Raw genomic sequence first — 20,145 nt, 5'->3', positions numbered from 1 at the left:
TTTTTAACGTTTTACCGTCCAGTTGACGGTTTCGCCCGCCAGGAATGGGATCAGCGTGTCATCCGTCAGCGCAATGGACTCCTCAACGTGGCTCGCTTTACGCTCCAGTTCGATGAAGGTGTCATTGACCGGCAGGCCGTAGAAGCGCGGGCCGTTAAGAGAGCAGAACGCTTCAAAATGTTCGAGCGCGTTCATCTCTTCAAAGACGGTCGCGTAGCTGGCCAGTGCCGTTGGGGCGTTGAAGCAGCCTGCACAGCCGCAGCTCGCCTCTTTGCGGTGGCGGGCGTGAGGCGCGGAATCGGTGCCGAGGAACGCGCGGGAGAACCCGCTGGCAACCAGCTCGCGCAGCGCCTGCTGGTGGATGTTGCGCTTGAGAATAGGCAGACAGTACAGGTGAGGACGCACCCCGCCCACCAGCATGTGGTTACGGTTAAACATCAGGTGCTGTGGCGTAATGGTAGCGGCGATAAGATCGTTGCCGTCGCGCACATACTCTGCCGCGTCTTTGGTAGTAATATGCTCAAAGACCACTTTAAGCGCGGGCAGACGCTGGCGCAGAGGCTCCATCACGGTCTCGATAAAGCGGGCTTCACGGTCGAAGATGTCAATCTCGGCATGCGTGACTTCACCATGGACCAGCAGCGGCATGCCCAGTTTCTGCATGCGTTCCAGAACCGGCATGATGGCATCAATGCTGGTGACGCCGTGGCTGGAGTTAGTGGTGGCATTCGCCGGGTAGAGTTTCGCCGCCGTAAATACGCCTTCGTTAAACCCGCGCTCCACTTCGTTTGGGTCCAGCGAGTCGGTCAGATAGCAGGTCATCAACGGGGTAAAATCGTGTCCCGCAGGGACGGCATCCAGGATGCGCTGGCGATAGGCCTTCGCGGCATCGACGGTGGTGACTGGTGGAACCAGGTTAGGCATGACAATCGCGCGGCCATAAATTTCGCTGGTATAAGGCACGACGGTTTTCAGCATATCGCCATCACGCAGATGGATATGCCAGTCGTCAGGGCGGCGGATTTTAAGAACCTGGGGTTGTGCAGTCATGGAAGCTCCGGCTTGTCAGGAATCAGTCATAAGGATGGCTGTTTTTGCCGGACACAAATCATAAGCGGAAACGTTTTCGTTTGCACACTTTTCCGTAAAAAAAAGGGCGCCGCAGCGCCCTTCAGGTTAATCGGTGAAAGGAATGATAATTTCTCCCGGTTTCACCTCTATCCCTTTTGCATATTTTTTCGCCAGAGCTTCACCCTTGCTTTTGTCTTCGCTTAAGACGTACGCGGGCTGCTGGTTAAAGTAATTTCGCAACGACTGGTTGAGATAGGGCATCAGGGTTTGCAGAACCGGTGCCATCTTGTCCGGCGACACCTGTGCATCGACGACTTCCATCTCCTGGAGGAAAATCGCCCCTTTCTCTTTGTTGAAAACGGGCAGGGCCTTCAGCTTGAGCTTGATGTTGGCTTTCTGATTGCCAAAGAGGGATGACATATCGAGATCCGCATCACCGGCCAGGGTGACTTTGTTTGGCTCTTCACGTCCGATCTGGCTGGTCAGATTCGTGAGCACGATATGCGCGTCCGCCAGTCCCGGCACGCCAATGTCTTTAGAGAAATTGTTATGTTTTTCCAGCGCCTGATTAATTTCCTGTTCACTGACGGTATATTGCGTGAGCTGGTTACAGCCAACCAGCAGGCCGCTGACAACTAATGCCGCGGCAAAGACAATTTTCTTCATAGTGTTCCTCAACGAAAAATCGGCGCTTCTGTCCTGTTGCGCCAGTATGTCAGCGTGAATTGGCAGAAACCAGCAGAAAAAACTGAGAAGTGGGGCGGGAGGGGCTCCCGCCCGAGGGAAAGGCTACGCGCCAGGCTCGAGCATCCCGCTCGCGCTGCGCTTCGGGCTGAACTGCCACCACAGGGCAAGGAGCGTCATAAAGCCCACCGCGCCGAGCATCATCCACGGGAGTTCGGGCTGGTTAAACGCTTTGCCGGCATCAAACAGCCAGCCGCCGCCGGCGTAACCTAATGCGCCGCCAAGCGCCAGCCCCAGCCGGCTGAAACCCATATAGCTGCCGCGCGCACGCGCATCCGCAAGCGAGGCGCTCAGCGTTTCACGGGCAGGCTCGGCGATGATTGAGCCAATATAGAACGTGCAAATCAGCGTAAACAGCTGCTGGAGAGAGTTCACCAGGCCGATCGGCATCATGCTCAGCGTCATCAGGAACAGCCCGGCCATCAGGCGATGCTCCAGACGAAAACGCCGCTCGCTCCAGCGGGCAATCGGATAGAGCAGCGTCAGGGAAAGTGCGGCTTCAATGGCGTACATCCATTTAACGGCAGCAGGTGTGCCCGCAATATCGTTAACCATGATCGGCAGCATCAGCATGACCTGCACAGCCAGCATGTAGTAGCCCGTCAGGGTCAACACATAGGTGACAAAACGCCTGTCGCGCAGGACGCGGCCAAGCCCTTCCCGGACCGGCGCTTTGACCGTCGACAGTTTCCACGCGGGCAGGAACAGGCCATTGAACAGCGCGCACAGAATAAAGAGCACCGCCCCAGCGGCGCAGACCAGACGGAAGTCATACTGCAGCAGCCAGCTTCCCAGCAGGGCGCCGATAACCGCCCCGGCACTGTCCTGCATCATCAGAATCGAGAAGAAACGGCCGCGGTGCTGGGGGCGAATAAGCTTCACCACCAGCGCGGTGCGTGGCGGATCGAACAGCGTGCCGCCGATACCGGAGAGGAAACAGGAGAACCAGAGCAGCCAGGGCTCCTGGGCGATCGCCATCGTGGCAAAGCCTGCCGCGCGCAGCAGCATACCGGTAACGATCATCGGCTTAGCGCCGAAGCGGTCAGCGATGGCCCCGCCAAAGACGCCCAGACCCTGTTGGACAAACTGGCGTAATCCCAGGGCAATGCCAACCATTAATGCCGCCCAGCCCATCTGATCGACAAAGCGGATCGATATCAATGGAAAAACGACAAAAAAGCCGAGCACGACCAGCATGTTATCGACGAGCAGGAAATATTTACCCAGGCTCCTGGCCTGTGATACGCGGGACATTTTCCCTCCAGGGAAAATAAGAAGGTGAGCACGCTAACATTCTGCGGTGTCGCCGCGTTTTTTCCCACCCCTGGGCGTGACAATATTTTTTTATCAAAAGGGTGCTTTGATAGAGAGTTCTCATCGAAAATAATGAAAAGAGGGCAAAATGGTATGTCACTGTTTTCACAGACGGCGCAGGCGCAGGTATAGTAAAGCTAATGGGTAAGCAGAAGTGACGGGAAGGAGTGGTATCGATGTTTGGCTATCGCAGTAATGTGCCAAAAGTGCGTCTGACAACGGACAGGCTGGTCGTTCGTCTGGTGCATGAGCGTGATGCCTGGCGTCTGGCGGATTATTACGCCGAGAATCGCCAGTTTTTAAAACCCTGGGAACCCGTTCGGGATGAGAGCCATTGTTACCCTTCCGGCTGGCAGGCGCGCCTCAGCATGATTACGGAATTTCATAAGCAGGGCAGCGCGTTTTATTTCGCGCTGCTGGATCCTGAAGAGAAAGAGATTATCGGGATCGCCAATTTTTCAAACGTGGTGCGCGGGTCGTTTCACGCCTGCTACCTTGGCTACTCGATCGGCCAGAAATGGCAGGGGCAGGGGCTAATGTACGAGGCGTTAACGGTGGCGATCCGCTATATGCAACGCACGCAGCATATCCATCGCATAATGGCGAACTATATGCCGCATAATCAGCGCAGCGGCAATTTACTGGCCCGCTTAGGGTTCGAGAAAGAGGGTTACGCCAAAGACTATCTGCTGATAGACGGAGAGTGGCGCGACCACGTTCTGACGGCGTTAACCACCCGGGACTGGACCGCAGGTCGTTAAGGAGAAAAGATGAAGTATCAGCTAAACGGTACAGAAGCGCGCGTGATTGGGTGCTTACTCGAAAAACAGGTCACCACGCCGGAGCAGTATCCGCTCTCCGTCAACGCCGTAACCATGGCCTGCAACCAGAAGACCAACCGCGAGCCGGTGATGAACCTCAGCGAGCATGAGGTTCAGGACGTGCTGGATGCGTTGGTTAAACGCCACTATCTGCGCACCGTCAGCGGCTTTGGCAACCGCGTGACTAAATACGAACAGCGCTTCTGTAACTCCGAATTTGGCGACCTGAAGCTGAGCAGTGCGGAAGTGGCGGTCATCACCACGCTGCTGCTGCGCGGGGCGCAGACGCCGGGAGAGCTGCGCACGCGCGCTTCCCGTATGCATGAGTTCAGCGATATGCAGGAAGTTGAGCAGACCCTTGAAGGGCTGGCCTCTCGCGAAGACGGCCCATACGTGGTGCGTCTGGCGCGCGAGCCGGGCAAACGTGAAAGCCGCTATATGCATCTGTTCAGCGGCGACGTCGATGTCGCTACCGTGGAGAGCGATGCGGGCTCCTCAGCAGGCAATGACGGTCTTGCCGCGCGCGTAGAGGCGCTGGAAGAAGAGGTCGCCGGGCTGAAACAGCGTCTGGATGCGTTGCTGGCACATTTGGGAGACTGACGGTGAAAAAATTACGCGTAGGCGTGGTGGGGCTGGGCGGTATCGCGCAAAAAGCCTGGCTGCCTGTTTTAGGTGCGGCGACGGACTGGACCCTGCAAGGGGCATGGTCACCTACCCGCGAAAAGGCAGAACGTATCTGCGAAACCTGGCGCATTCCGTATGCCGCCTCCCTGCAGGATCTGGCCCGCGAGTGTGATGCGGTCTTTGTGCATACCTCAACGGCAACCCACTATCAGGTTGTGAGCGAGCTGCTCAATTTGGGGGTTCACGTCTGCGTGGATAAGCCGCTGGCGGAAAATGTTCAGGATGCCGAGCGGCTGATTGAGCTGGCCGCGCGCAAAAAACTGACGCTGATGGTGGGCTTCAACCGCCGCTTCGCGCCGCTTTATCAACAGCTGAAGGCGCAGTCGGGCACGCTCGCCTCGCTGCGGATGGATAAACACCGCACCGACAGCATTGGGCCGAACGATCTGCGCTTCACCCTTCTGGATGATTATCTGCACGTTGTGGATACGGCGCTGTGGCTGAGCAACGGCGAAGCGCTGCTGAAAAGCGGTACCCTGGTGACAAACGATCAGGGGCAGATGGTCTACGCGGAACACCACTTCGCCGTTGAGCATCTTCAGATTACCACCAGCATGCACCGTCGGGCGGGAAGCCAGCGTGAATCCGTGCAGGCGGTGACCGAGGGCGCGCTGTACGACATTACGGACATGCGCGAGTGGCGGGAAGAGAAGGGCAACGGCGTGGTGACGCTCCCGGCGCCAGGCTGGCAGAGCACACTCGAACAGCGCGGTTTCGCAGGATGCGCCCGTCACTTTATCGCCTGCGTGCAAAATCAGACGGTTCCTGAAACGTCCGGCGAGCAGGCCATTATGGCGCAGCGCATTGTGGAAAGGCTCTGGCGCGATGCCATGAGCGAATAACTCGCTGTAACATCTGCGGATAGTAATTCGTTGAAATCCGGTTAGACTAAGCGCCGCTTGTTGGCTTTGCCGGGTGGCGCTTACGCTCACCCGGTCTACAAATCCGTATGGTTCTGGAAATTCACGTTAATGAACTTATTAAAATCGCTGGCGGCCGTCAGCTCGATGACCATGTTTTCCCGCGTGCTGGGTTTTGCGCGCGACGCCATTGTGGCAAGGGTATTTGGTGCAGGGATGGCCACGGACGCCTTTTTCGTCGCGTTCAAATTGCCGAACCTGCTGCGTCGTATTTTTGCTGAAGGGGCGTTTTCCCAGGCATTCGTGCCCATTCTGGCGGAATATAAAAGCAAGCAGGGTGAAGACGCGACGCGCGTCTTTGTTTCTTATGTCTCCGGGCTGCTGACGCTGGCTTTGGCGGTGGTGACCGTTCTCGGGATGCTGGCCGCGCCGTGGGTGATTATGGTGACCGCGCCCGGTTTTGCCGATACGGCTGACAAATTTGCGCTGACCTCGCAGCTGCTGCGCATTACTTTCCCCTATATTCTGCTCATCTCGCTGGCCTCGCTGGTGGGGGCGATCCTGAACACCTGGAACCGCTTCTCTGTCCCGGCGTTTGCGCCGACGTTTCTCAACGTCAGCATGATCGGTTTTGCCCTGTTCGCCGCGCCGCACTTCAACCCGCCGGTGCTGGCGCTGGCCTGGGCGGTTACCGTCGGCGGCGTGCTGCAGCTGGCGTACCAGCTGCCGCATCTGAAAAAAATCGGCATGCTGGTGCTGCCGCGCATCAATCTGAAAGATGCCGGGGCGATGCGCGTGATCAAGCAGATGGGGCCCGCTATTCTCGGCGTCTCCGTCAGCCAGATCTCGCTTATCATCAACACCATCTTTGCCTCTTTCCTCGTGTCCGGCTCGGTTTCCTGGATGTACTACGCCGACCGTCTGATGGAGTTCCCGTCCGGGGTGCTGGGCGTGGCGCTGGGGACCATCCTGCTGCCGTCGCTGTCGAAAAGCTTTGCCAGCGGCAATCATGATGAATATTGTCGCCTGATGGATTGGGGTTTACGTCTCTGTTTCCTGCTGGCCCTGCCGAGCGCGGTGGCGCTGGGTATTCTGGCTAAACCGCTGACGGTGTCGCTCTTCCAGTACGGGAAATTCACCGCCTTTGATGCCGCGATGACCCAGCGCGCGCTGATTGCCTACTCGGTCGGCTTGATGGGCCTTATAGTCGTCAAGGTGCTGGCGCCCGGGTTCTACTCGCGTCAGGATATTAAAACGCCGGTGAAAATCGCCATTGTGACGCTGATTATGACCCAGCTGATGAACCTGGCGTTTATTGGTCCGCTGAAGCATGCCGGCCTGTCATTATCGATTGGTCTGGCGGCCTGTCTGAATGCCGGGCTGCTGTACTGGCAGCTGCGCAAGCAGGATATTTTCACGCCGCAGCCGGGCTGGGGAAGTTTCCTGGCACGTCTGATTGTTGCGGTACTGGTGATGTCGGCGGCGCTGCTCGGCATGATGTACGTGATGCCGGAGTGGTCTCAGGGCACCATGCCTTATCGTCTGATGCGGCTGATGGCCGTGGTGGGCGTCGGGGTGGTGGCTTATTTTGCCACGCTCGCGGTGCTGGGCTTCAAAGTGAAAGAGTTTGCCCGCCGTACGGCATAAACGCCAAAAGGGGAGTTCACCTTATGGTGCTCCCCGCTGCATGATTTGTCGCACAGGCGTCAAATCGAAATCTTTTTAACTCCCGCAATACGCGCAGTCGCTGTTTGACCATCCGCACCGTACAGTCCGGTTTCTTTATGCGGTTTCAACACCTCAAGCGCCTGCTGATTACGCTCAATCTGACCTTCCAGTAGCCAGCCGTTGTGCTGGTTAAGGTCGCGCAGGTGCTGGGTTTTTTCGGTAATGGTTTGCCAGCGCTCAACAATATCGTCATTGGCGCTGCGCTTAGGATCCTGCTCAGCGCGGCGCTGCTGCTCCAGATAATCCAGCGTCGCCAGTAGCGAACTCTTATCTTCAGTAATACGCTGCAGCGCGCTGCCGTTGATGTGACCGGAAGAGAGATGCTGCTGTTCAGCGTCCATTACCGTTTTCAGGTCGTTAAGAACAACCGTCATTTGATCCAGTATTTCTGACAGTCGACTCATACGGTTAGTTACTCTGTAAGAAACTCTGTGCTTCCTGAATCAGGGCGTCAGCGATTTTGCTGGTGTCCATTTTCAGCTCACCGTTACGAATAGCCGTTTTCAGCGCTTCAACACGTTCCATATTGATATCGTTGCTGCCTGGCTGCATCAGTTTTGCCTGCGCGTCGCTCAGGGTTACGCTGGTGCTGTTGGACGTTGACGGTTTTTCCAGACGCGTTTTCTGCGTCGTCGCGTCATTCGTTTCGCGAGGTTGTACAGCGCTTACCGGCTTCAGGGCTGATGTACGATCAATGCTCATAGTGTTGTCCTCATCGAGGGTTCGCGGCGTTTGCGCCTGACATCATCATTAGTGGAATATTTATCGGCACGCGCCGCGAAATCTTTAAAAAGATTATAGGTTAATCAGAATATTCCCATCAGAATCGACGGTTCCGCTCACCACCTGGCCTGAGGACATTCTGACGCGGGCGTTTTGCGCCACCGCGGCATTGTTTAACGCTTTCCCTTCACTGTTGATGCTAAAGCCATCTCCGTTGGCCACCACCATCACCTGTTGACCCGCTTTGACCCGCCATGACTGACGCAGCATTGAGAGCTGTATCGGCTGGCCGGGGGCGACATCGCGCAGGCTGACGGCGTCCTGTGCCTGGTTCATTTCCAGCATGGTGCGTGGAGGCAGCTGATCCAGACGGCCGCGCTTCAACGTCACGCTGTTCGTCTGCAGCACGCTGCCGCGCGCAATCGGCACGGCGGCGACAACATAATTGCCCGTCGCCTGAACTGCAACCTGTAAATAGCGTTTTTCATTGGCGCAGCGTGCCAGCACGTTCACATTTCCCCACAGCCGGGTGGTTCCCGTCACGCTGAATGACGGCTGGTCACAGCCAGGGTACAGATTCGGTGGGGTGCGCACGGTAACGTTAACGTCATCGCTAAAGCCCGCCAGCTTTTCAGCAAAAAAAGCCGTGAGCTGATCCTGTAAGCCTTCAGCCTGCACCAGAGGGCTAAACAGCAAGAAAGTTGCCATCAGGGCACGTTTTAACGTTTGCATCGCAAGTTCCACCGTTTCCAGAGTTGAATGAATTCTACCTGCAGTGGTTTTGCATCAACGCAATAAATAGCGACGCATTTTGCGCTTATTCCGTCGATAGGGGAGACCGGGTGAGATTTAAGCTGTGAACTGAAATTTTGCCATCAGCGGAGGAGACATGCTCGATAAACTCGACGCCGCGTTACGTTTTCAGCAGGAAGCGCTCAATTTACGTGCCCAGCGGCAGGAGATTTTAGCCGCCAACATCGCTAACGCCGATACCCCAGGGTTTCAGGCGCGCGATATTGATTTTTCCAGTGAACTCAAAAAGGTGATGGAGCGTGGACGTGCCGAAGGAACGGGTGTTGCACTTGCCATGACATCCTCTCGCCATATTCCTGCTCAGGCGATGACCGCGCCAGCGACCGATTTACTTTACCGCATTCCCGATCAGCCCTCACTCGACGGTAACACCGTGGATATGGACAGGGAGCGTACGCAGTTTGCCGATAACAGCCTGAAATACCAGACGGGCCTGACCGTACTCGGCGGACAAATCAAAGGCATGATGAACGTCCTGCAGGGGGGGAACTGATAGATGGCCTTGTTGAATATTTTTGATATTGCCGGTTCGGCGTTAACCGCGCAGTCCAAACGCCTGAACGTGGCTGCCAGTAACCTGGCGAACGCCGACAGCGTAACCGGACCAGACGGCCAGCCGTATCGGGCCAAACAGGTTGTCTTTCAGGTCGATGCTGCGCCGGGCGCGGCGACGGGCGGCGTGAAAGTGTCTGATGTGGTAGAGAGCCAGGCGCCGGACAGGCTGGTGTATGAGCCGGGTAACCCGCTCGCGGATGCCAGCGGATACGTGAAAATGCCAAACGTGGATGTGGTAGGTGAGATGGTGAACTCCATGTCGGCTTCCCGTAGCTACCAGGCCAACGTCGAAGTGCTTAATACCGTGAAGAGCATGATGCTCAAAACGCTCACTCTCGGCCAGTAAAGGAGACATGCATGTCCATCGCCGTAAATGTGAATGATCCTACGAACTCGGGTGTTAATAACACGAAGAGTACGACGGGTTCTAACTCCCTCACCGGGAGCAATGCCTCCGATCTTCAGGGCAGCTTTCTGACGCTGCTGGTGGCGCAGCTTAAGAACCAGGATCCCACCAACCCAATGCAGAACAACGAACTGACCACGCAGCTTGCGCAGATCAGCACCGTGAGCGGCATTGAGAAACTCAACACCACCCTCGGCTCCGTCTCCGGGCAGATTAACAGCGCCCAGTCTCTGCAGGCGGCAAGCCTGATTGGCCACGGGGTGATGATCCCGGGAACCACGATTCTGGCGGGCACCAGCACCACTGAAGGCAACACCACAACGACCACCACGCCGTTTGGCGTTGAGCTCCAGCAGGCGGCTGAGAAGGTCACTGCAACGATCATGGATGCCAATAACGTGGTGGTTCGCACCATTGATATCGGCGAGCTGAAGGCGGGCGTTCACACCTTTACGTGGGATGGCAGCCTGACCGACGGCACTAAAGCGCCAAACGGTTCTTACAAAGTAGCGATCAGCGCCAGCAACGGGACGACCCAGCTGGTGGCGCAGCCGCTGCAGTTCGCGCTGGTTCAGGGCGTGATTAAAGGAAGCGACGGCAACAAACTGGATTTGGGAACCTCTGGTTCCACCACACTCGACGAAGTTCGGCAGATTATCTAAGCCTTAACACTTATCAGGAGTAAGTCATGGCCTTTTCTCAAGCGGTCAGCGGCCTGAATGCTGCGGCCACCAACCTGGACGTCATTGGCAACAACATCGCCAACTCCGCGACCTATGGTTTTAAATCCGGTTCTGCTTCATTTGCGGACATGTTTGCCGGTTCCAAAGTCGGCCTGGGCGTGAAAGTTGCGGGCATCACTCAGGACTTTACCGACGGCACCACCACCAACACCGGTCGTGGTCTGGACGTTGCCATCAGCCAGAACGGTTTCTTCCGTATGGTCGATTCCAACGGTTCTGTGTTCTACAGCCGTAACGGTCAGTTCAAGCTGGACGAAAACCGTACGCTGGTTAACATGCAGGGCATGCAGCTGACGGGCTACCCGGCAGCAGGAACACCTCCAACCGTTCAGACCGGTGCAAACCCTCAGGCGATTACTATCCCGAATACCCTGATGGCGGCGAAATCAACCACCACCGCGACGCAGCAGATCAACCTGAACTCAACCGATCCTGTTCAAACTGCCCCGTTCGATGCGACCAACCCGGATACCTATAACAAAAAAGGTACCGTGACCGTATTCGACAGCCAGGGTAACGCCCATAACATGTACGTCTACTACGTGAAGACGGCCAACAACAAATGGGATCTTTACACTCAGGACGGCAGCGTTGCGGGTTCTACAGCAGCAAAAGCGGCGCAGATGAACTTTGATGCGAACGGTAACCTGGCGGGTGTTTATAACTACGACGCTGCGGGTGTACTGAGCGCAACGCCAAACGCCACGCCGGCCATTAACATCACCACGGGTTCTGTCAGCGGTGCGACGGCGGCGACCTTCTCCCTGAGTTTCCTGAACTCCATGCAGCAGAACACCGGTGCAAACAGCGTTGTGGCAACCAGTCAGAACGGCTACAAGCCTGGCGACCTGGTGAGCTACCAGATCAACGACGATGGCACCGTGGTGGGAAGCTACTCTAACGAACAGTCTCAGGTTCTGGGTCAGATCGTGCTGGCAAACTTCGCTAACAACGAAGGCCTGAAATCGGAAGGTGACAACGTCTGGTCTGCCTCCCAGTCCTCCGGCGTGGCGCTGCTGGGTACCGCAGGCACCGGCAACTTCGGCAAGCTGACCAACGGCGCGCTGGAAGCCTCCAACGTGGATATGAGTAAAGAACTGGTGAACATGATCGTCGCGCAGCGTAACTATCAGTCGAACGCGCAGACCATCAAAACCCAGGACCAGATCCTCAACACGCTGGTTAACCTGCGTTAAGCGGCTAACAGGAAAGCGCAATGGATCACGCAATATATACCGCGATGGGCGCGGCAAGTCAGACGCTCAATCAGCAGGCCGTTACCGCCAGCAACCTGGCAAACGCCTCTACGCCGGGCTTTCGTGCGCAGCTTAATGCGCTGCGCGCGGTGCCGGTAGAAGGGCTGTCCCTGCCGACCCGTACGCTGGTGACGGCATCAACCCCTGGCGCAGATATGACGCCAGGGCAGATGGACTACACCTCACGCCCGCTGGACGTTGCCCTGCAGCAGGACGGCTGGCTGGCGGTGCAAACGGCGGACGGCAGCGAAGGCTATACCCGTAACGGCAATATCCAGGTGAGCGCGACGGGCCAGCTGACGATTCAGGGTCATCCGGTGATGGGTGAAGCGGGTCCGCTGACCGTGCCGGAAGGCTCTGAGCTGACTATCGCCGCGGACGGCACCATTTCGGCGCTGAACCCGGGCGACCCGGCCAACACCGTTGCACCCGTCGGACGTCTGAAGCTGGTTAAGGCGGAAGGCAAAGACGTGCAGCGTGGCGACGACGGCATGTTCCGTCTGACCCAGGCGGCGCAGGCGACGCGTGGTGCCACGTTACAGGCCGATCCGAGCATTCGCGTAATGTCCGGCGTTCTGGAAGGCAGCAACGTCAAGCCGGTAGCCGCCATGAGCGACATGATCGCCAGCGCCCGTCGTTTTGAAATGCAGATGAAGATCATCAGCAGCGTGGATGAAAACGCGGGCAAGGCTAACCAACTTCTGGCTATGAGTTAACAGGACTCCTTATGATCAGTTCTTTATGGATCGCGAAAACAGGCCTGGACGCCCAGCAAACCAATATGGACGTGATTGCCAACAACCTGGCAAACGTGAGCACCAATGGTTTCAAGCGTCAGCGTGCCGTTTTCGAAGATTTGCTTTATCAAACCATCCGCCAGCCGGGCGCGCAGTCTTCTGAACAGACGACGCTGCCGTCGGGCCTGCAGATCGGTACCGGCGTTCGCCCGGTGGCCACCGAGCGTCTGCACAGCCAGGGCAACCTGTCTCAGACCAACAACAGTAAAGACGTGGCGATCAAAGGCCAGGGCTTCTTCCAGGTGCAGCTGCCTGACGGGACCTCTGCCTATACCCGCGACGGTTCGTTCCAGGTCGATCAGAACGGTCAGCTGGTGACGGCGGGCGGTTTCCAGGTTCAGCCTGCGATTACCATCCCGGCGAACGCCCTGAGCATCACCATCGGACGTGACGGTGTGGTCAGCGTGACCCAGCAGGGACAGGCCGCGCCGGTTCAGGTTGGGCAGCTCAACCTGACCACCTTCATGAACGATACCGGTCTGGAAAGCATTGGTGAGAACCTCTACACCGAAACGCAATCCTCCGGTACGCCGAATGAGAGCACCCCGGGCCTGAACGGTGCGGGTCTGCTGTACCAGGGTTATGTTGAAACGTCCAACGTGAACGTGGCGGAAGAGCTGGTGAATATGATCCAGGTTCAGCGCGCGTATGAAATTAACAGTAAAGCAGTGTCGACGACCGACCAGATGCTGCAGAAACTGACGCAACTCTAAGGTGTAGCCCGGTGCGGTAAACGCCGCACCGGCTCCCTGTTTTCGAAGATGAAGGCAATGCAAAAAAACGCGGCGTTTCGTTATCCGATACTGACTGTTCTGGCTGTCACCCTCAGCGGGTGTGCTTTGATCCCGTCTAAACCATTGGTCCAGGGTGCGACGACTGCCCAACCCGTTCCTGGCCCCGCGCCAGTGGTAAACGGCTCCATTTTCCAGACCGCGCAGCCGATTAATTACGGCTATCAGCCGCTGTTTGAAGATCGCCGCCCGCGTAACGTCGGCGATACATTGACCATTGTGCTGCAGGAAAACGTCAGCGCGAGCAAGAGCTCGTCGGCGAACGCCAGCCGCGATGGCAAAACCAATTTTGGCTTCGATACCGTGCCACGCTATCTCGAAGGGCTGTTCGGCAACGCGCGTGCTGATGTGAACGCGTCCGGCGGCAACACCTTTAACGGCAAAGGCGGCGCGAACGCCAGCAACACCTTCAGCGGTACGCTGACGGTCACGGTTGACCAGGTACTGGTTAACGGCAACTTGCACGTTGTGGGTGAAAAGCAGATCGCCATCAACCAGGGCACTGAATTCATTCGCTTCTCGGGCGTGGTTAACCCTCGCACCATCAGCGGCACCAACACCGTTCCGTCCACCCAGGTGGCGGATGCGCGCATTGAGTATGTCGGCAACGGCTATATCAATGAAGCGCAAAATATGGGTTGGCTGCAGCGCTTCTTCCTTAATTTATCGCCGATGTAAGCGAGGTGACCCATGTTTAAATCGATCTTCGCCGTGGCGCTTGCGCTGGTGGCCACGTTTGCCCAGGCTGACCGTATTCGCGACCTCACCAGCGTTCAGGGCGTTCGCGAAAACTCCCTGATTGGCTATGGCCTGGTGGTTGGTCTGGATGGTACCGGTGACCAGACGACCCAGACGCCGTTCACCACCCAAAGCCTGAACAACATGCTTTCCCAGCTCGGCATTACCGTGCCGGCGGGAACCAACATGCAGCTGAAAAACGTGGCCGCGGTAATGGTCACCGCGTCCTACCCTGCGTTTGCGCGTCAGGGGCAGACCATTGATGTGGTGGTCTCCTCAATGGGTAACGCCAAAAGCCTGCGCGGCGGTACGCTGCTGATGACCCCGCTGAAAGGCGTTGACAGCCAGGTCTATGCGCTGGCGCAGGGGAACATTCTGGTTGGCGGTGCGGGTGCATCCGCAGGCGGAAGCAGCGTGCAGGTGAACCAGCTGAACGGTGGACGTATCACCAACGGTGCGATCATTGAGCGTGAACTGCCGACCCAGTTTGGCGCGGGCAACACCATCAACCTGCAGCTTAATAATGAAGACTTCACGATGGCGCAGCAAATTGCCGATACCATCAACCGCAGCCGCGGCTACGGTAACGCAACGGCACTCGATGCGCGCACCGTGCAGATCCGCACCTCCACCGGCAGCAGCAACCAGGTGCGCATGCTGGCGGATATCCAGAATATGGAAGTTAACGTTCCGGTTCAGGACGCGAAAGTGATCATCAACTCCCGTACCGGCTCGGTGGTGATGAACCGGGAAGTGTCGCTGGACAGCTGCGCCGTGGCGCAGGGTAACCTCTCCGTGACGGTAAACCGCTCCGCGAACGTGAGCCAGCCGAATACGCCATTTGGTGGCGGTCAGACGGTGGTGACGCCGCAAACGCAGATTGATATGCGTCAGAGCGGCGGGTCGCTGCAGAGCGTTCGCTCCAGCGCCAACCTGAACAGCGTGGTGCGTGCCCTGAACGCTCTGGGCGCAACGCCGATGGATCTGATGTCCATCCTGCAATCGATGCAAAGCGCGGGCTGCCTGCGCGCCAAACTGGAAATCATCTAATGCTGACAGATAGCAAACTGTTGACCAGTGCAGCCTGGGACGCCCAGTCGCTCAACGAACTGAAAACCAAAGCAGGCAAAGACCCGGCGGCGAACATCCGCCCGGTCGCCCGCCAGGTGGAAGGGATGTTTGTACAGATGATGCTGAAAAGCATGCGTGAAACCCTGCCGAAAGACGGGATGTTCAGCAGTGATTCAACGCGTCTCTACACCAGCATGTATGACCAGCAGATTGCGCAGCAGATGACCGCCGGTAAAGGCCTCGGTCTGGCTGACATGATTGTGAAACAGACCGCAGCCGCGCAGGGGATCCAGCCTGAGGACGCGCCGCAGCAGGTGCCGATGAAGTTCGACATTGAAACGGTGACCAGTTATCAGAACCAGGCGCTGACGCAAATGGTGCGTAAAGCGATGCCAAAAGCCACGGGCAGCGGCGATGAGCCGCTCTCCGGTGACAGCAAAGACTTCCTGGCGCAGCTTTCTCTACCCGCGCGCCTTGCCAGCGAACAGAGCGGCGTGCCGCATCACCTGATTCTGGCGCAGGCCGCGCTGGAGTCGGGCTGGGGTCAGCGCCAGATCCGCAAGGAAAACGGCGAGCCGAGCTTCAACATCTTCGGCGTGAAGGCCACCTCCAGCTGGAAGGGGCCGACGACGGAGATCACGACCACCGAATACGAGAACGGTGCGGCGGTGAAGGTCAAAGCAAAATTCCGCGTCTACAGCTCCTATCTGGAAGCATTGTCCGACTACGTTGGTCTGCTGAGCCGAAATCCGCGTTATACCGCCGTTACGCAGGCGGCGACGGCGGAGCAGGGCGCTCAGGCCTTACAAAACGCGGGCTACGCGACTGATCCGAACTATGCACGCAAGCTCACCAGCATGATCCAGCAGCTGAAATCCATGGGCGAGAAGGTCAGCAAAGCCTATAGCACAGATATTGAAAATCTGTTCTGAAAGTTCTCAAGTCCCGGTGGAGGTTGCCGATAACCTTCATCAGGACTCGTGTCTGAACGTATAAAAGGAACCCCCATGTCCAGTTTGATTAACAGCGCCATGAGTGGCCTCAGTGCCGCGCAGTCGGCACTCAATACCGTCAGTAATAATATTTCAAGCTATAACGTGGCAGGTTACACCCGCCAGACCACGGTGCTGGGCGCCTCTAACAGCACGCTGACCGGCGGTGGCTGGGTGGGTAACGGGGTTTATGTCTCCGGTGTCCAGCGTGAGTATGACGCCTTCATCACCAACCAGCTGCGCGCCGCGCAGACGCAGAGCAGCGGTCTGACGACGCGCTATCAGCAGATGTCAAAAATTGACGATGTGCTTTCCGATACCACCAACTCGCTGTCCACCACCCTGCAGGACTTCTTCAAAAGCCTGCAAACCCTGGTGAGCAACGCGGAAGACCCGGCTGCACGTCAGACGGTGCTGGGTAAAGCGGGTGGTCTGGTCAATCAGTTCAAAACCAACGATCAGTATCTGCGTGACCAGGATACGCAGGTCAATACCGCCATCTCAAGCAGCGTGTCTCAGATCAACAACTACGCGACACAGATTGCGAATCTGAACGATCAGATTTCCCGTCTGACCGGCGTTGGCGCGGGCGCTTCGCCTAACGACCTGCTCGACCAGCGCGATCAGCTCGTGACCGAACTGAACAAAATCGTGGGCGTGGAAGTCTCCGTGCAGGATAGCGGCACGTTTAACATCTCTCTCGGCAACGGTTACAGCCTGGTGCAGGGCAGCAAAGCCAGCCAGCTGGCGGCCGTGAAGTCCAGCGCCGATCCGGCTCGTACCACTATCGCCTACGTCGATGACGTGGCGGGTAATATTGAGATCCCGGAGAAACTTATCACCACCGGTTCTTTAGGCGGTTTACTGACATTCCGTGCTGAAGATCTGGATAAAGCCCGTAACACTCTGAACCAGATGGCGCTGGCCTTTGCCGATGCGATGAACACGCAGCATGAAGCCGGTTTTGATGCGAACGGTGATGCGGGCGGTAAGCTGTTCAACTTCGGTTCTCCGGCGGTCCTGTCCAACAGCAAGAACGGCGGCTCTGCCGTTGTTACGGCTTCTGTGACGGACAGCAAACAGGTCCAGGCGACAGACTATAAGCTGCAGTTTAACGGCACTGACTGGACGGTTACCCGCACGTCAGACAAAACCAGCTTTACGATGAGCCCGGATGCCAGCGGTAATCTGTCGTTTGATGGCCTTAACATCAACGTCAGCGGCACGGCAAATACCAAAGACAGTTTCACCGTGAAGCCCGTTTCCAACGTCATCATGAACATGGATCTCGCGATCAGCGACGAGTCCAAACTGGCGATGGCGTCGGTGCAAAACGGCGGCGAAAGCGACAACCGTAACGGCCAAAAACTGCTCGATCTGCAAAACGCTAAAGTGGTGGGGGGCAACAAAACCTTCAACGATGCGTATGCCTCTCTCGTCAGTACCGTCGGTAGCTCAACGGCGTCACTGAAGGTGAGTAGCCAGACGAAAGCCAATGTGGAAACGCAGTTAATCAAGCAGCAGCAGACCATCTCTGGGGTAAACCTCGACGAAGAGTATGGCAATTTGCAGCGTTATCAGCAGTATTACCTGGCCAATGCCCAGGTTCTACAAACTGCCAGTACGCTCTTCGATGCAATTATCAACATTCGTTAAGGTTGAGGTGAACAATGCGTATTAGCACCCAGATGATGTATGAGCAGAACATGCGTGGGATCACCGACTCCCAGAGCAGATGGCTGAGCTACGGTGAGCAGATGTCTACCGGCAAGCGCGTCAATCGTCCTTCGGACGATCCTATCGCCGCGTCGCAGGCCATCGTTCTGTCACAGTCTCAGTCGCAAAACAGCCAGTTCGCGCTCGCGCGTACCTTTGCTACCCAGAAGGTCTCGCTGGAAGATAACGTGTTATCTCAGGTGAATACCGCGATCTCAAGCGTTCGCGAGAAGCTGGTTTATGCCTCAAACGGCACATTAAGCGATGACGACCGTCTTTCTCTGGCGACCGATATTCAGGGGATCCGCGATCAGCTGATGAACCTGGCCAACACGACGGACGGTAATGGTCGTTTTATCTTTGCGGGATACAAAACCGAGAGCGCACCGTTTGATGCCGCGACCGGGGATTACAACGGCGGCGCAGAGGCCATCAGCCAGCAGGTTGATACGGCGCGAAATATGACCATTAGCCATACCGGACAGCAAATTTTCGAAAGCATTACCAGTAACGCGGAACAGCTGCCGGGCGGTGGGTATGGCGAAACAAACATGTTCAAAATCCTGGATTCTGCTATTGCCTCGCTGAAGACACCGATTGAGAACGATCCGGCCGCCGCAACGGCGCAAAACCAGGTGATTGCTAATGCGCAAATCGGCATCAAAAATTCCCAGAACAACGTCCTGACGGTCGTTGCGGATGTGGGAACCAAGATGAACGAGCTGGAAAAACTCGATACGCTGGGTGATGACCGCGCCCTGGGTCAGACCAAGCAGATGAGTGACCTGGTGGATGTTGACTGGAACGAAGCGATTTCCTCTTACACCATGCAGCAGGCGGCCTTGCAGGCGTCTTATAAAGCGTTTAGCGATATGCAGGGCATGTCTCTGTTCCAGCTGAACAAATAACATCTTGACCTCCTGGAACATGTCCTTAGCCAGGGTATGTTCTGTTGCCCAATCCGTCTGGATTGGGCATTTTTTTTATGCAACTTCCGCCGGTGCGGAGGCGACTCGTGCGCTTTCTATCAGACGGATTGCCAGCGCAATGACGCCACAGACTGTCGCCAGCGCGACCACGCCCGTCCAGCCGGCCAGCGAGTAGATATTGCTGCCTAACGCGGAACCCAGCGCCATCCCGATAAAGACTACCGTAAAGAGCAGGGCGTTGAGACGACCCCGTGCCTGCGGTTCAAGGCTGTAAACCAGGTTCTGGTGAGCGACCAGGCTGGACTGCAGGCCCAGGTCGAACCCGACGGCGGAGATGGCGATCAGAATCAGCTGTCCATGAACGCCCAACGCGGGCATCAGGAACATCAGGGCGAATGAGACGGTCACAAGGACTGCACCAAGCTGCGTGACTTTTCCTGCGCCCAGTTTGTCCGCCAGACCTCCTGCCAGCGGAGCAGCTAACGCACCGGCGGCGCCTGCAATACCAAAGCCCCCCGCGACGGCACTCCCCAGGTGATAGCGTTCCAGCAGCATGACCGCAAGCGTAGACCAGAAGGCGCTAAAGGCAATCGACAGAAAACCCTGGGCCAGCGCCGCACGGCGCAGCGCCGGATAGCGACGCCACAGATGTTCCATTGAGCGCATCAGCGCGGGGTAGCTCAGCGTGGAGTGAATGGCAAAACGCGGAAGCACAAACCACATCATCACCCCGATGAACGCAATGCTCGCCGCCGCCAGCTGGTACATGACGCGCCAGCCAAACGCTTCGCCCACCACGCCGCTCACGGTTCTGGATAATAAGATACCCATCAGCAGCCCGGTCATTACCGTGCCCACGGTTTTCCCCTGTTTACCTTCCGGCGCAAGGATAGCCGCGGCAGGGACGATATCCTGTGCCATGGTGGCGGCCATGCCGATGAGCAGGCTTGCCAGCAGCAGAGAGTGGATCTGCCCGGTCAGGCTACAGCCGAGAAGAAACAGCGCCAGCGCCGCACTCTTTATCAGGATTAACGTCCTGCGGTCGTGGCGATCGCCGAGCGGCAGCAGGAACAGGATCCCCAGGGCATATCCCGCCTGGGTGAGCGTCGGGACCAGGCCCATTCCTTCGATACTCAGGTGAAGGTCTGCGCCCATCAGCGGCAGCAGAGGCTGAGCATAGTAGATAGATGCCACGCTGAAACCTGCACCGATCGCCAGCATTAAGATTACCCAGCGGCTCACGGCATGGGCGGCGGTTGTAGTGTTCATAAGAAGTTCCTCATTCGTCGTGTGAGGCTATTTTTTATTAGTACGTCTTGCGACGGTAGCGGGCCCGGTGGTAAAACGCTTATACGTTGAACGTATAAGTGAAAATGCAATGAAAAGAGCTGAG

22 protein-coding genes are annotated in these 20,145 nt (G+C 57.1%); 15 read left to right on the top strand and 7 right to left on the bottom strand.

Features of this window, described 5'->3' with window-relative positions:
• Positions 1-3: 3 nt before the first annotated feature.
• From pyrC to mdtH, 3 genes are all read right to left on the bottom strand, one after another.
• Positions 4-1,050, bottom strand: coding sequence for a dihydroorotase (gene pyrC, locus P346_RS16740; RefSeq protein WP_032658039.1), 1,047 nt, complete (start codon positions 1,048-1,050; stop codon positions 4-6).
• A gap of 126 nt (positions 1,051-1,176) precedes the next feature.
• Positions 1,177-1,737 (bottom strand): lipoprotein, encoded by a 561-nt coding sequence (locus P346_RS16745; RefSeq protein ID WP_023311126.1) that lies wholly within the window; start codon positions 1,735-1,737, stop codon positions 1,177-1,179.
• 123 nt (positions 1,738-1,860) lie between these two features.
• Positions 1,861-3,069, bottom strand: coding sequence for a multidrug efflux MFS transporter MdtH (gene mdtH / locus P346_RS16750; protein WP_032658038.1), 1,209 nt, complete (start codon positions 3,067-3,069; stop codon positions 1,861-1,863).
• Positions 3,070-3,305: 236 nt separating this feature from the next.
• Here mdtH and rimJ point away from each other — a divergent pair, with 236 nt between their 5' ends.
• The 4 genes from rimJ (at position 3,306) to murJ (ending at position 7,141) form a co-directional block, all read left to right on the top strand.
• A complete protein-coding gene (gene rimJ, locus P346_RS16755; protein ID WP_008500822.1) occupies positions 3,306-3,890 on the top strand; it encodes a ribosomal protein S5-alanine N-acetyltransferase in 585 nt (194 codons plus the stop codon).
• Between the two features lie 9 nt (positions 3,891-3,899).
• Positions 3,900-4,550: a YceH family protein gene (locus tag P346_RS16760; RefSeq protein WP_032658036.1), complete on the top strand. Its 651-nt coding sequence runs from the start codon at positions 3,900-3,902 to the stop codon at positions 4,548-4,550.
• 2 nt (positions 4,551-4,552) lie between these two features.
• The gene (locus tag P346_RS16765) at positions 4,553-5,476 is read left to right on the top strand and encodes a Gfo/Idh/MocA family protein (protein WP_032658034.1); all 924 of its coding nucleotides are present in this window, start codon (positions 4,553-4,555) and stop codon (positions 5,474-5,476) included.
• A 129-nt stretch (positions 5,477-5,605) separates the two neighbouring features.
• Positions 5,606-7,141 carry a murein biosynthesis integral membrane protein MurJ gene (gene murJ, locus P346_RS16770; protein ID WP_032658032.1) on the top strand — a complete coding sequence of 512 codons (1,536 nt, stop codon included), beginning with the start codon at positions 5,606-5,608 and terminating at the stop codon, positions 7,139-7,141.
• A gap of 59 nt (positions 7,142-7,200) precedes the next feature.
• Here murJ and flgN read toward each other — a convergent pair whose 3' ends face one another.
• The 3 genes from flgN to flgA form a co-directional block, all read right to left on the bottom strand.
• Positions 7,201-7,626: a flagella biosynthesis chaperone FlgN gene (flgN, locus tag P346_RS16775; RefSeq protein ID WP_025755834.1), complete on the bottom strand. Its 426-nt coding sequence runs from the start codon at positions 7,624-7,626 to the stop codon at positions 7,201-7,203.
• Between the two features lie 4 nt (positions 7,627-7,630).
• Positions 7,631-7,924 (bottom strand): flagellar biosynthesis anti-sigma factor FlgM, encoded by a 294-nt coding sequence (gene flgM / locus P346_RS16780; RefSeq protein WP_023335261.1) that lies wholly within the window; start codon positions 7,922-7,924, stop codon positions 7,631-7,633.
• Between the two features lie 93 nt (positions 7,925-8,017).
• Positions 8,018-8,677: a flagellar basal body P-ring formation chaperone FlgA gene (flgA, locus tag P346_RS16785; RefSeq protein WP_032658030.1), complete on the bottom strand. Its 660-nt coding sequence runs from the start codon at positions 8,675-8,677 to the stop codon at positions 8,018-8,020.
• Between the two features lie 157 nt (positions 8,678-8,834).
• On the opposite strand from flgA, the gene flgB reads away from it, so the two are divergent.
• The 11 genes from flgB (at position 8,835) to flgL (ending at position 18,731) form a co-directional block, all read left to right on the top strand.
• The gene (flgB, locus tag P346_RS16790; protein ID WP_023311135.1) at positions 8,835-9,251 is read left to right on the top strand and encodes a flagellar basal body rod protein FlgB; all 417 of its coding nucleotides are present in this window, start codon (positions 8,835-8,837) and stop codon (positions 9,249-9,251) included.
• A 3-nt stretch (positions 9,252-9,254) separates the two neighbouring features.
• Entirely contained in the window at positions 9,255-9,659 is a 405-nt protein-coding gene (gene flgC, locus P346_RS16795) for a flagellar basal body rod protein FlgC (protein ID WP_008500814.1), read from the top strand.
• Between the two features lie 11 nt (positions 9,660-9,670).
• Positions 9,671-10,381, top strand: coding sequence for a flagellar hook assembly protein FlgD (gene flgD, locus P346_RS16800; RefSeq protein ID WP_029740349.1), 711 nt, complete (start codon positions 9,671-9,673; stop codon positions 10,379-10,381).
• A 26-nt stretch (positions 10,382-10,407) separates the two neighbouring features.
• Positions 10,408-11,658, top strand: coding sequence for a flagellar hook protein FlgE (flgE, locus tag P346_RS16805; RefSeq protein WP_032658029.1), 1,251 nt, complete (start codon positions 10,408-10,410; stop codon positions 11,656-11,658).
• Positions 11,659-11,678: 20 nt separating this feature from the next.
• Positions 11,679-12,434 carry a flagellar basal body rod protein FlgF gene (locus P346_RS16810; RefSeq protein ID WP_029740347.1) on the top strand — a complete coding sequence of 252 codons (756 nt, stop codon included), beginning with the start codon at positions 11,679-11,681 and terminating at the stop codon, positions 12,432-12,434.
• Positions 12,435-12,445: 11 nt separating this feature from the next.
• A complete protein-coding gene (flgG, locus tag P346_RS16815; RefSeq protein ID WP_008500810.1) occupies positions 12,446-13,228 on the top strand; it encodes a flagellar basal-body rod protein FlgG in 783 nt (260 codons plus the stop codon).
• Between the two features lie 57 nt (positions 13,229-13,285).
• On the top strand, positions 13,286-13,984 hold the full coding sequence (gene flgH / locus P346_RS16820) for a flagellar basal body L-ring protein FlgH (RefSeq protein ID WP_024909015.1): 699 nt from the start codon (positions 13,286-13,288) through the stop codon (positions 13,982-13,984).
• A gap of 12 nt (positions 13,985-13,996) precedes the next feature.
• A complete protein-coding gene (locus P346_RS16825) occupies positions 13,997-15,094 on the top strand; it encodes a flagellar basal body P-ring protein FlgI (RefSeq protein ID WP_029740346.1) in 1,098 nt (365 codons plus the stop codon).
• Positions 15,094-16,047 (top strand): flagellar assembly peptidoglycan hydrolase FlgJ, encoded by a 954-nt coding sequence (gene flgJ, locus P346_RS16830; RefSeq protein WP_032658027.1) that lies wholly within the window; start codon positions 15,094-15,096, stop codon positions 16,045-16,047. Before P346_RS16825 ends, flgJ begins: the two co-directional genes overlap by 1 nt.
• Positions 16,048-16,122: 75 nt before the next feature.
• Entirely contained in the window at positions 16,123-17,763 is a 1,641-nt protein-coding gene (gene flgK / locus P346_RS16835; RefSeq protein ID WP_032658026.1) for a flagellar hook-associated protein FlgK, read from the top strand.
• A 14-nt stretch (positions 17,764-17,777) separates the two neighbouring features.
• A complete protein-coding gene (gene flgL, locus P346_RS16840; RefSeq protein WP_032658024.1) occupies positions 17,778-18,731 on the top strand; it encodes a flagellar hook-associated protein FlgL in 954 nt (317 codons plus the stop codon).
• 75 nt (positions 18,732-18,806) lie between these two features.
• On the opposite strand, the gene P346_RS16845 is transcribed toward flgL, so the two are convergent.
• Complete coding sequence (locus tag P346_RS16845; protein ID WP_032658022.1) at positions 18,807-20,021, bottom strand: MFS transporter; 1,215 nt, start codon at positions 20,019-20,021, stop codon at positions 18,807-18,809.
• Positions 20,022-20,145: the final 124 nt, after the last annotated feature.

This window comes from Enterobacter sp. DC1, assembly GCF_000568075.1.
Taxonomy (GTDB): Bacteria; Pseudomonadota; Gammaproteobacteria; order Enterobacterales; family Enterobacteriaceae; genus Enterobacter; species Enterobacter asburiae.
This window is presented reverse-complemented; position numbering and strand designations above follow the sequence as displayed.

What these genes read in the sequence shown, in the direction of transcription:
- flgM (WP_023335261.1), bottom strand. Translation starts at nt 7,924, where the DNA reads ATGAGCATTGATCGTACATCAGCCCTGAAGCCGGTAAGCGCTGTACAA.
- flgG (WP_008500810.1), top strand. Translation starts at nt 12,446, where the DNA reads ATGATCAGTTCTTTATGGATCGCGAAAACAGGCCTGGACGCCCAGCAA.
- P346_RS16745 (WP_023311126.1), bottom strand. Translation starts at nt 1,737, where the DNA reads ATGAAGAAAATTGTCTTTGCCGCGGCATTAGTTGTCAGCGGCCTGCTG.
- flgL (WP_032658024.1), top strand. Translation starts at nt 17,778, where the DNA reads ATGCGTATTAGCACCCAGATGATGTATGAGCAGAACATGCGTGGGATC.
- flgH (WP_024909015.1), top strand. Translation starts at nt 13,286, where the DNA reads ATGCAAAAAAACGCGGCGTTTCGTTATCCGATACTGACTGTTCTGGCT.
- P346_RS16845 (WP_032658022.1), bottom strand. Translation starts at nt 20,021, where the DNA reads ATGAACACTACAACCGCCGCCCATGCCGTGAGCCGCTGGGTAATCTTA.
- P346_RS16825 (WP_029740346.1), top strand. Translation starts at nt 13,997, where the DNA reads ATGTTTAAATCGATCTTCGCCGTGGCGCTTGCGCTGGTGGCCACGTTT.
- flgA (WP_032658030.1), bottom strand. Translation starts at nt 8,677, where the DNA reads ATGCAAACGTTAAAACGTGCCCTGATGGCAACTTTCTTGCTGTTTAGC.
- flgN (WP_025755834.1), bottom strand. Translation starts at nt 7,626, where the DNA reads ATGAGTCGACTGTCAGAAATACTGGATCAAATGACGGTTGTTCTTAAC.
- flgK (WP_032658026.1), top strand. Translation starts at nt 16,123, where the DNA reads ATGTCCAGTTTGATTAACAGCGCCATGAGTGGCCTCAGTGCCGCGCAG.
- flgD (WP_029740349.1), top strand. Translation starts at nt 9,671, where the DNA reads ATGTCCATCGCCGTAAATGTGAATGATCCTACGAACTCGGGTGTTAAT.
- rimJ (WP_008500822.1), top strand. Translation starts at nt 3,306, where the DNA reads ATGTTTGGCTATCGCAGTAATGTGCCAAAAGTGCGTCTGACAACGGAC.
- murJ (WP_032658032.1), top strand. Translation starts at nt 5,606, where the DNA reads ATGAACTTATTAAAATCGCTGGCGGCCGTCAGCTCGATGACCATGTTT.
- flgB (WP_023311135.1), top strand. Translation starts at nt 8,835, where the DNA reads ATGCTCGATAAACTCGACGCCGCGTTACGTTTTCAGCAGGAAGCGCTC.
- flgJ (WP_032658027.1), top strand. Translation starts at nt 15,094, where the DNA reads ATGCTGACAGATAGCAAACTGTTGACCAGTGCAGCCTGGGACGCCCAG.
- P346_RS16810 (WP_029740347.1), top strand. Translation starts at nt 11,679, where the DNA reads ATGGATCACGCAATATATACCGCGATGGGCGCGGCAAGTCAGACGCTC.
- flgE (WP_032658029.1), top strand. Translation starts at nt 10,408, where the DNA reads ATGGCCTTTTCTCAAGCGGTCAGCGGCCTGAATGCTGCGGCCACCAAC.
- flgC (WP_008500814.1), top strand. Translation starts at nt 9,255, where the DNA reads ATGGCCTTGTTGAATATTTTTGATATTGCCGGTTCGGCGTTAACCGCG.
- pyrC (WP_032658039.1), bottom strand. Translation starts at nt 1,050, where the DNA reads ATGACTGCACAACCCCAGGTTCTTAAAATCCGCCGCCCTGACGACTGG.
- P346_RS16760 (WP_032658036.1), top strand. Translation starts at nt 3,900, where the DNA reads ATGAAGTATCAGCTAAACGGTACAGAAGCGCGCGTGATTGGGTGCTTA.
- mdtH (WP_032658038.1), bottom strand. Translation starts at nt 3,069, where the DNA reads ATGTCCCGCGTATCACAGGCCAGGAGCCTGGGTAAATATTTCCTGCTC.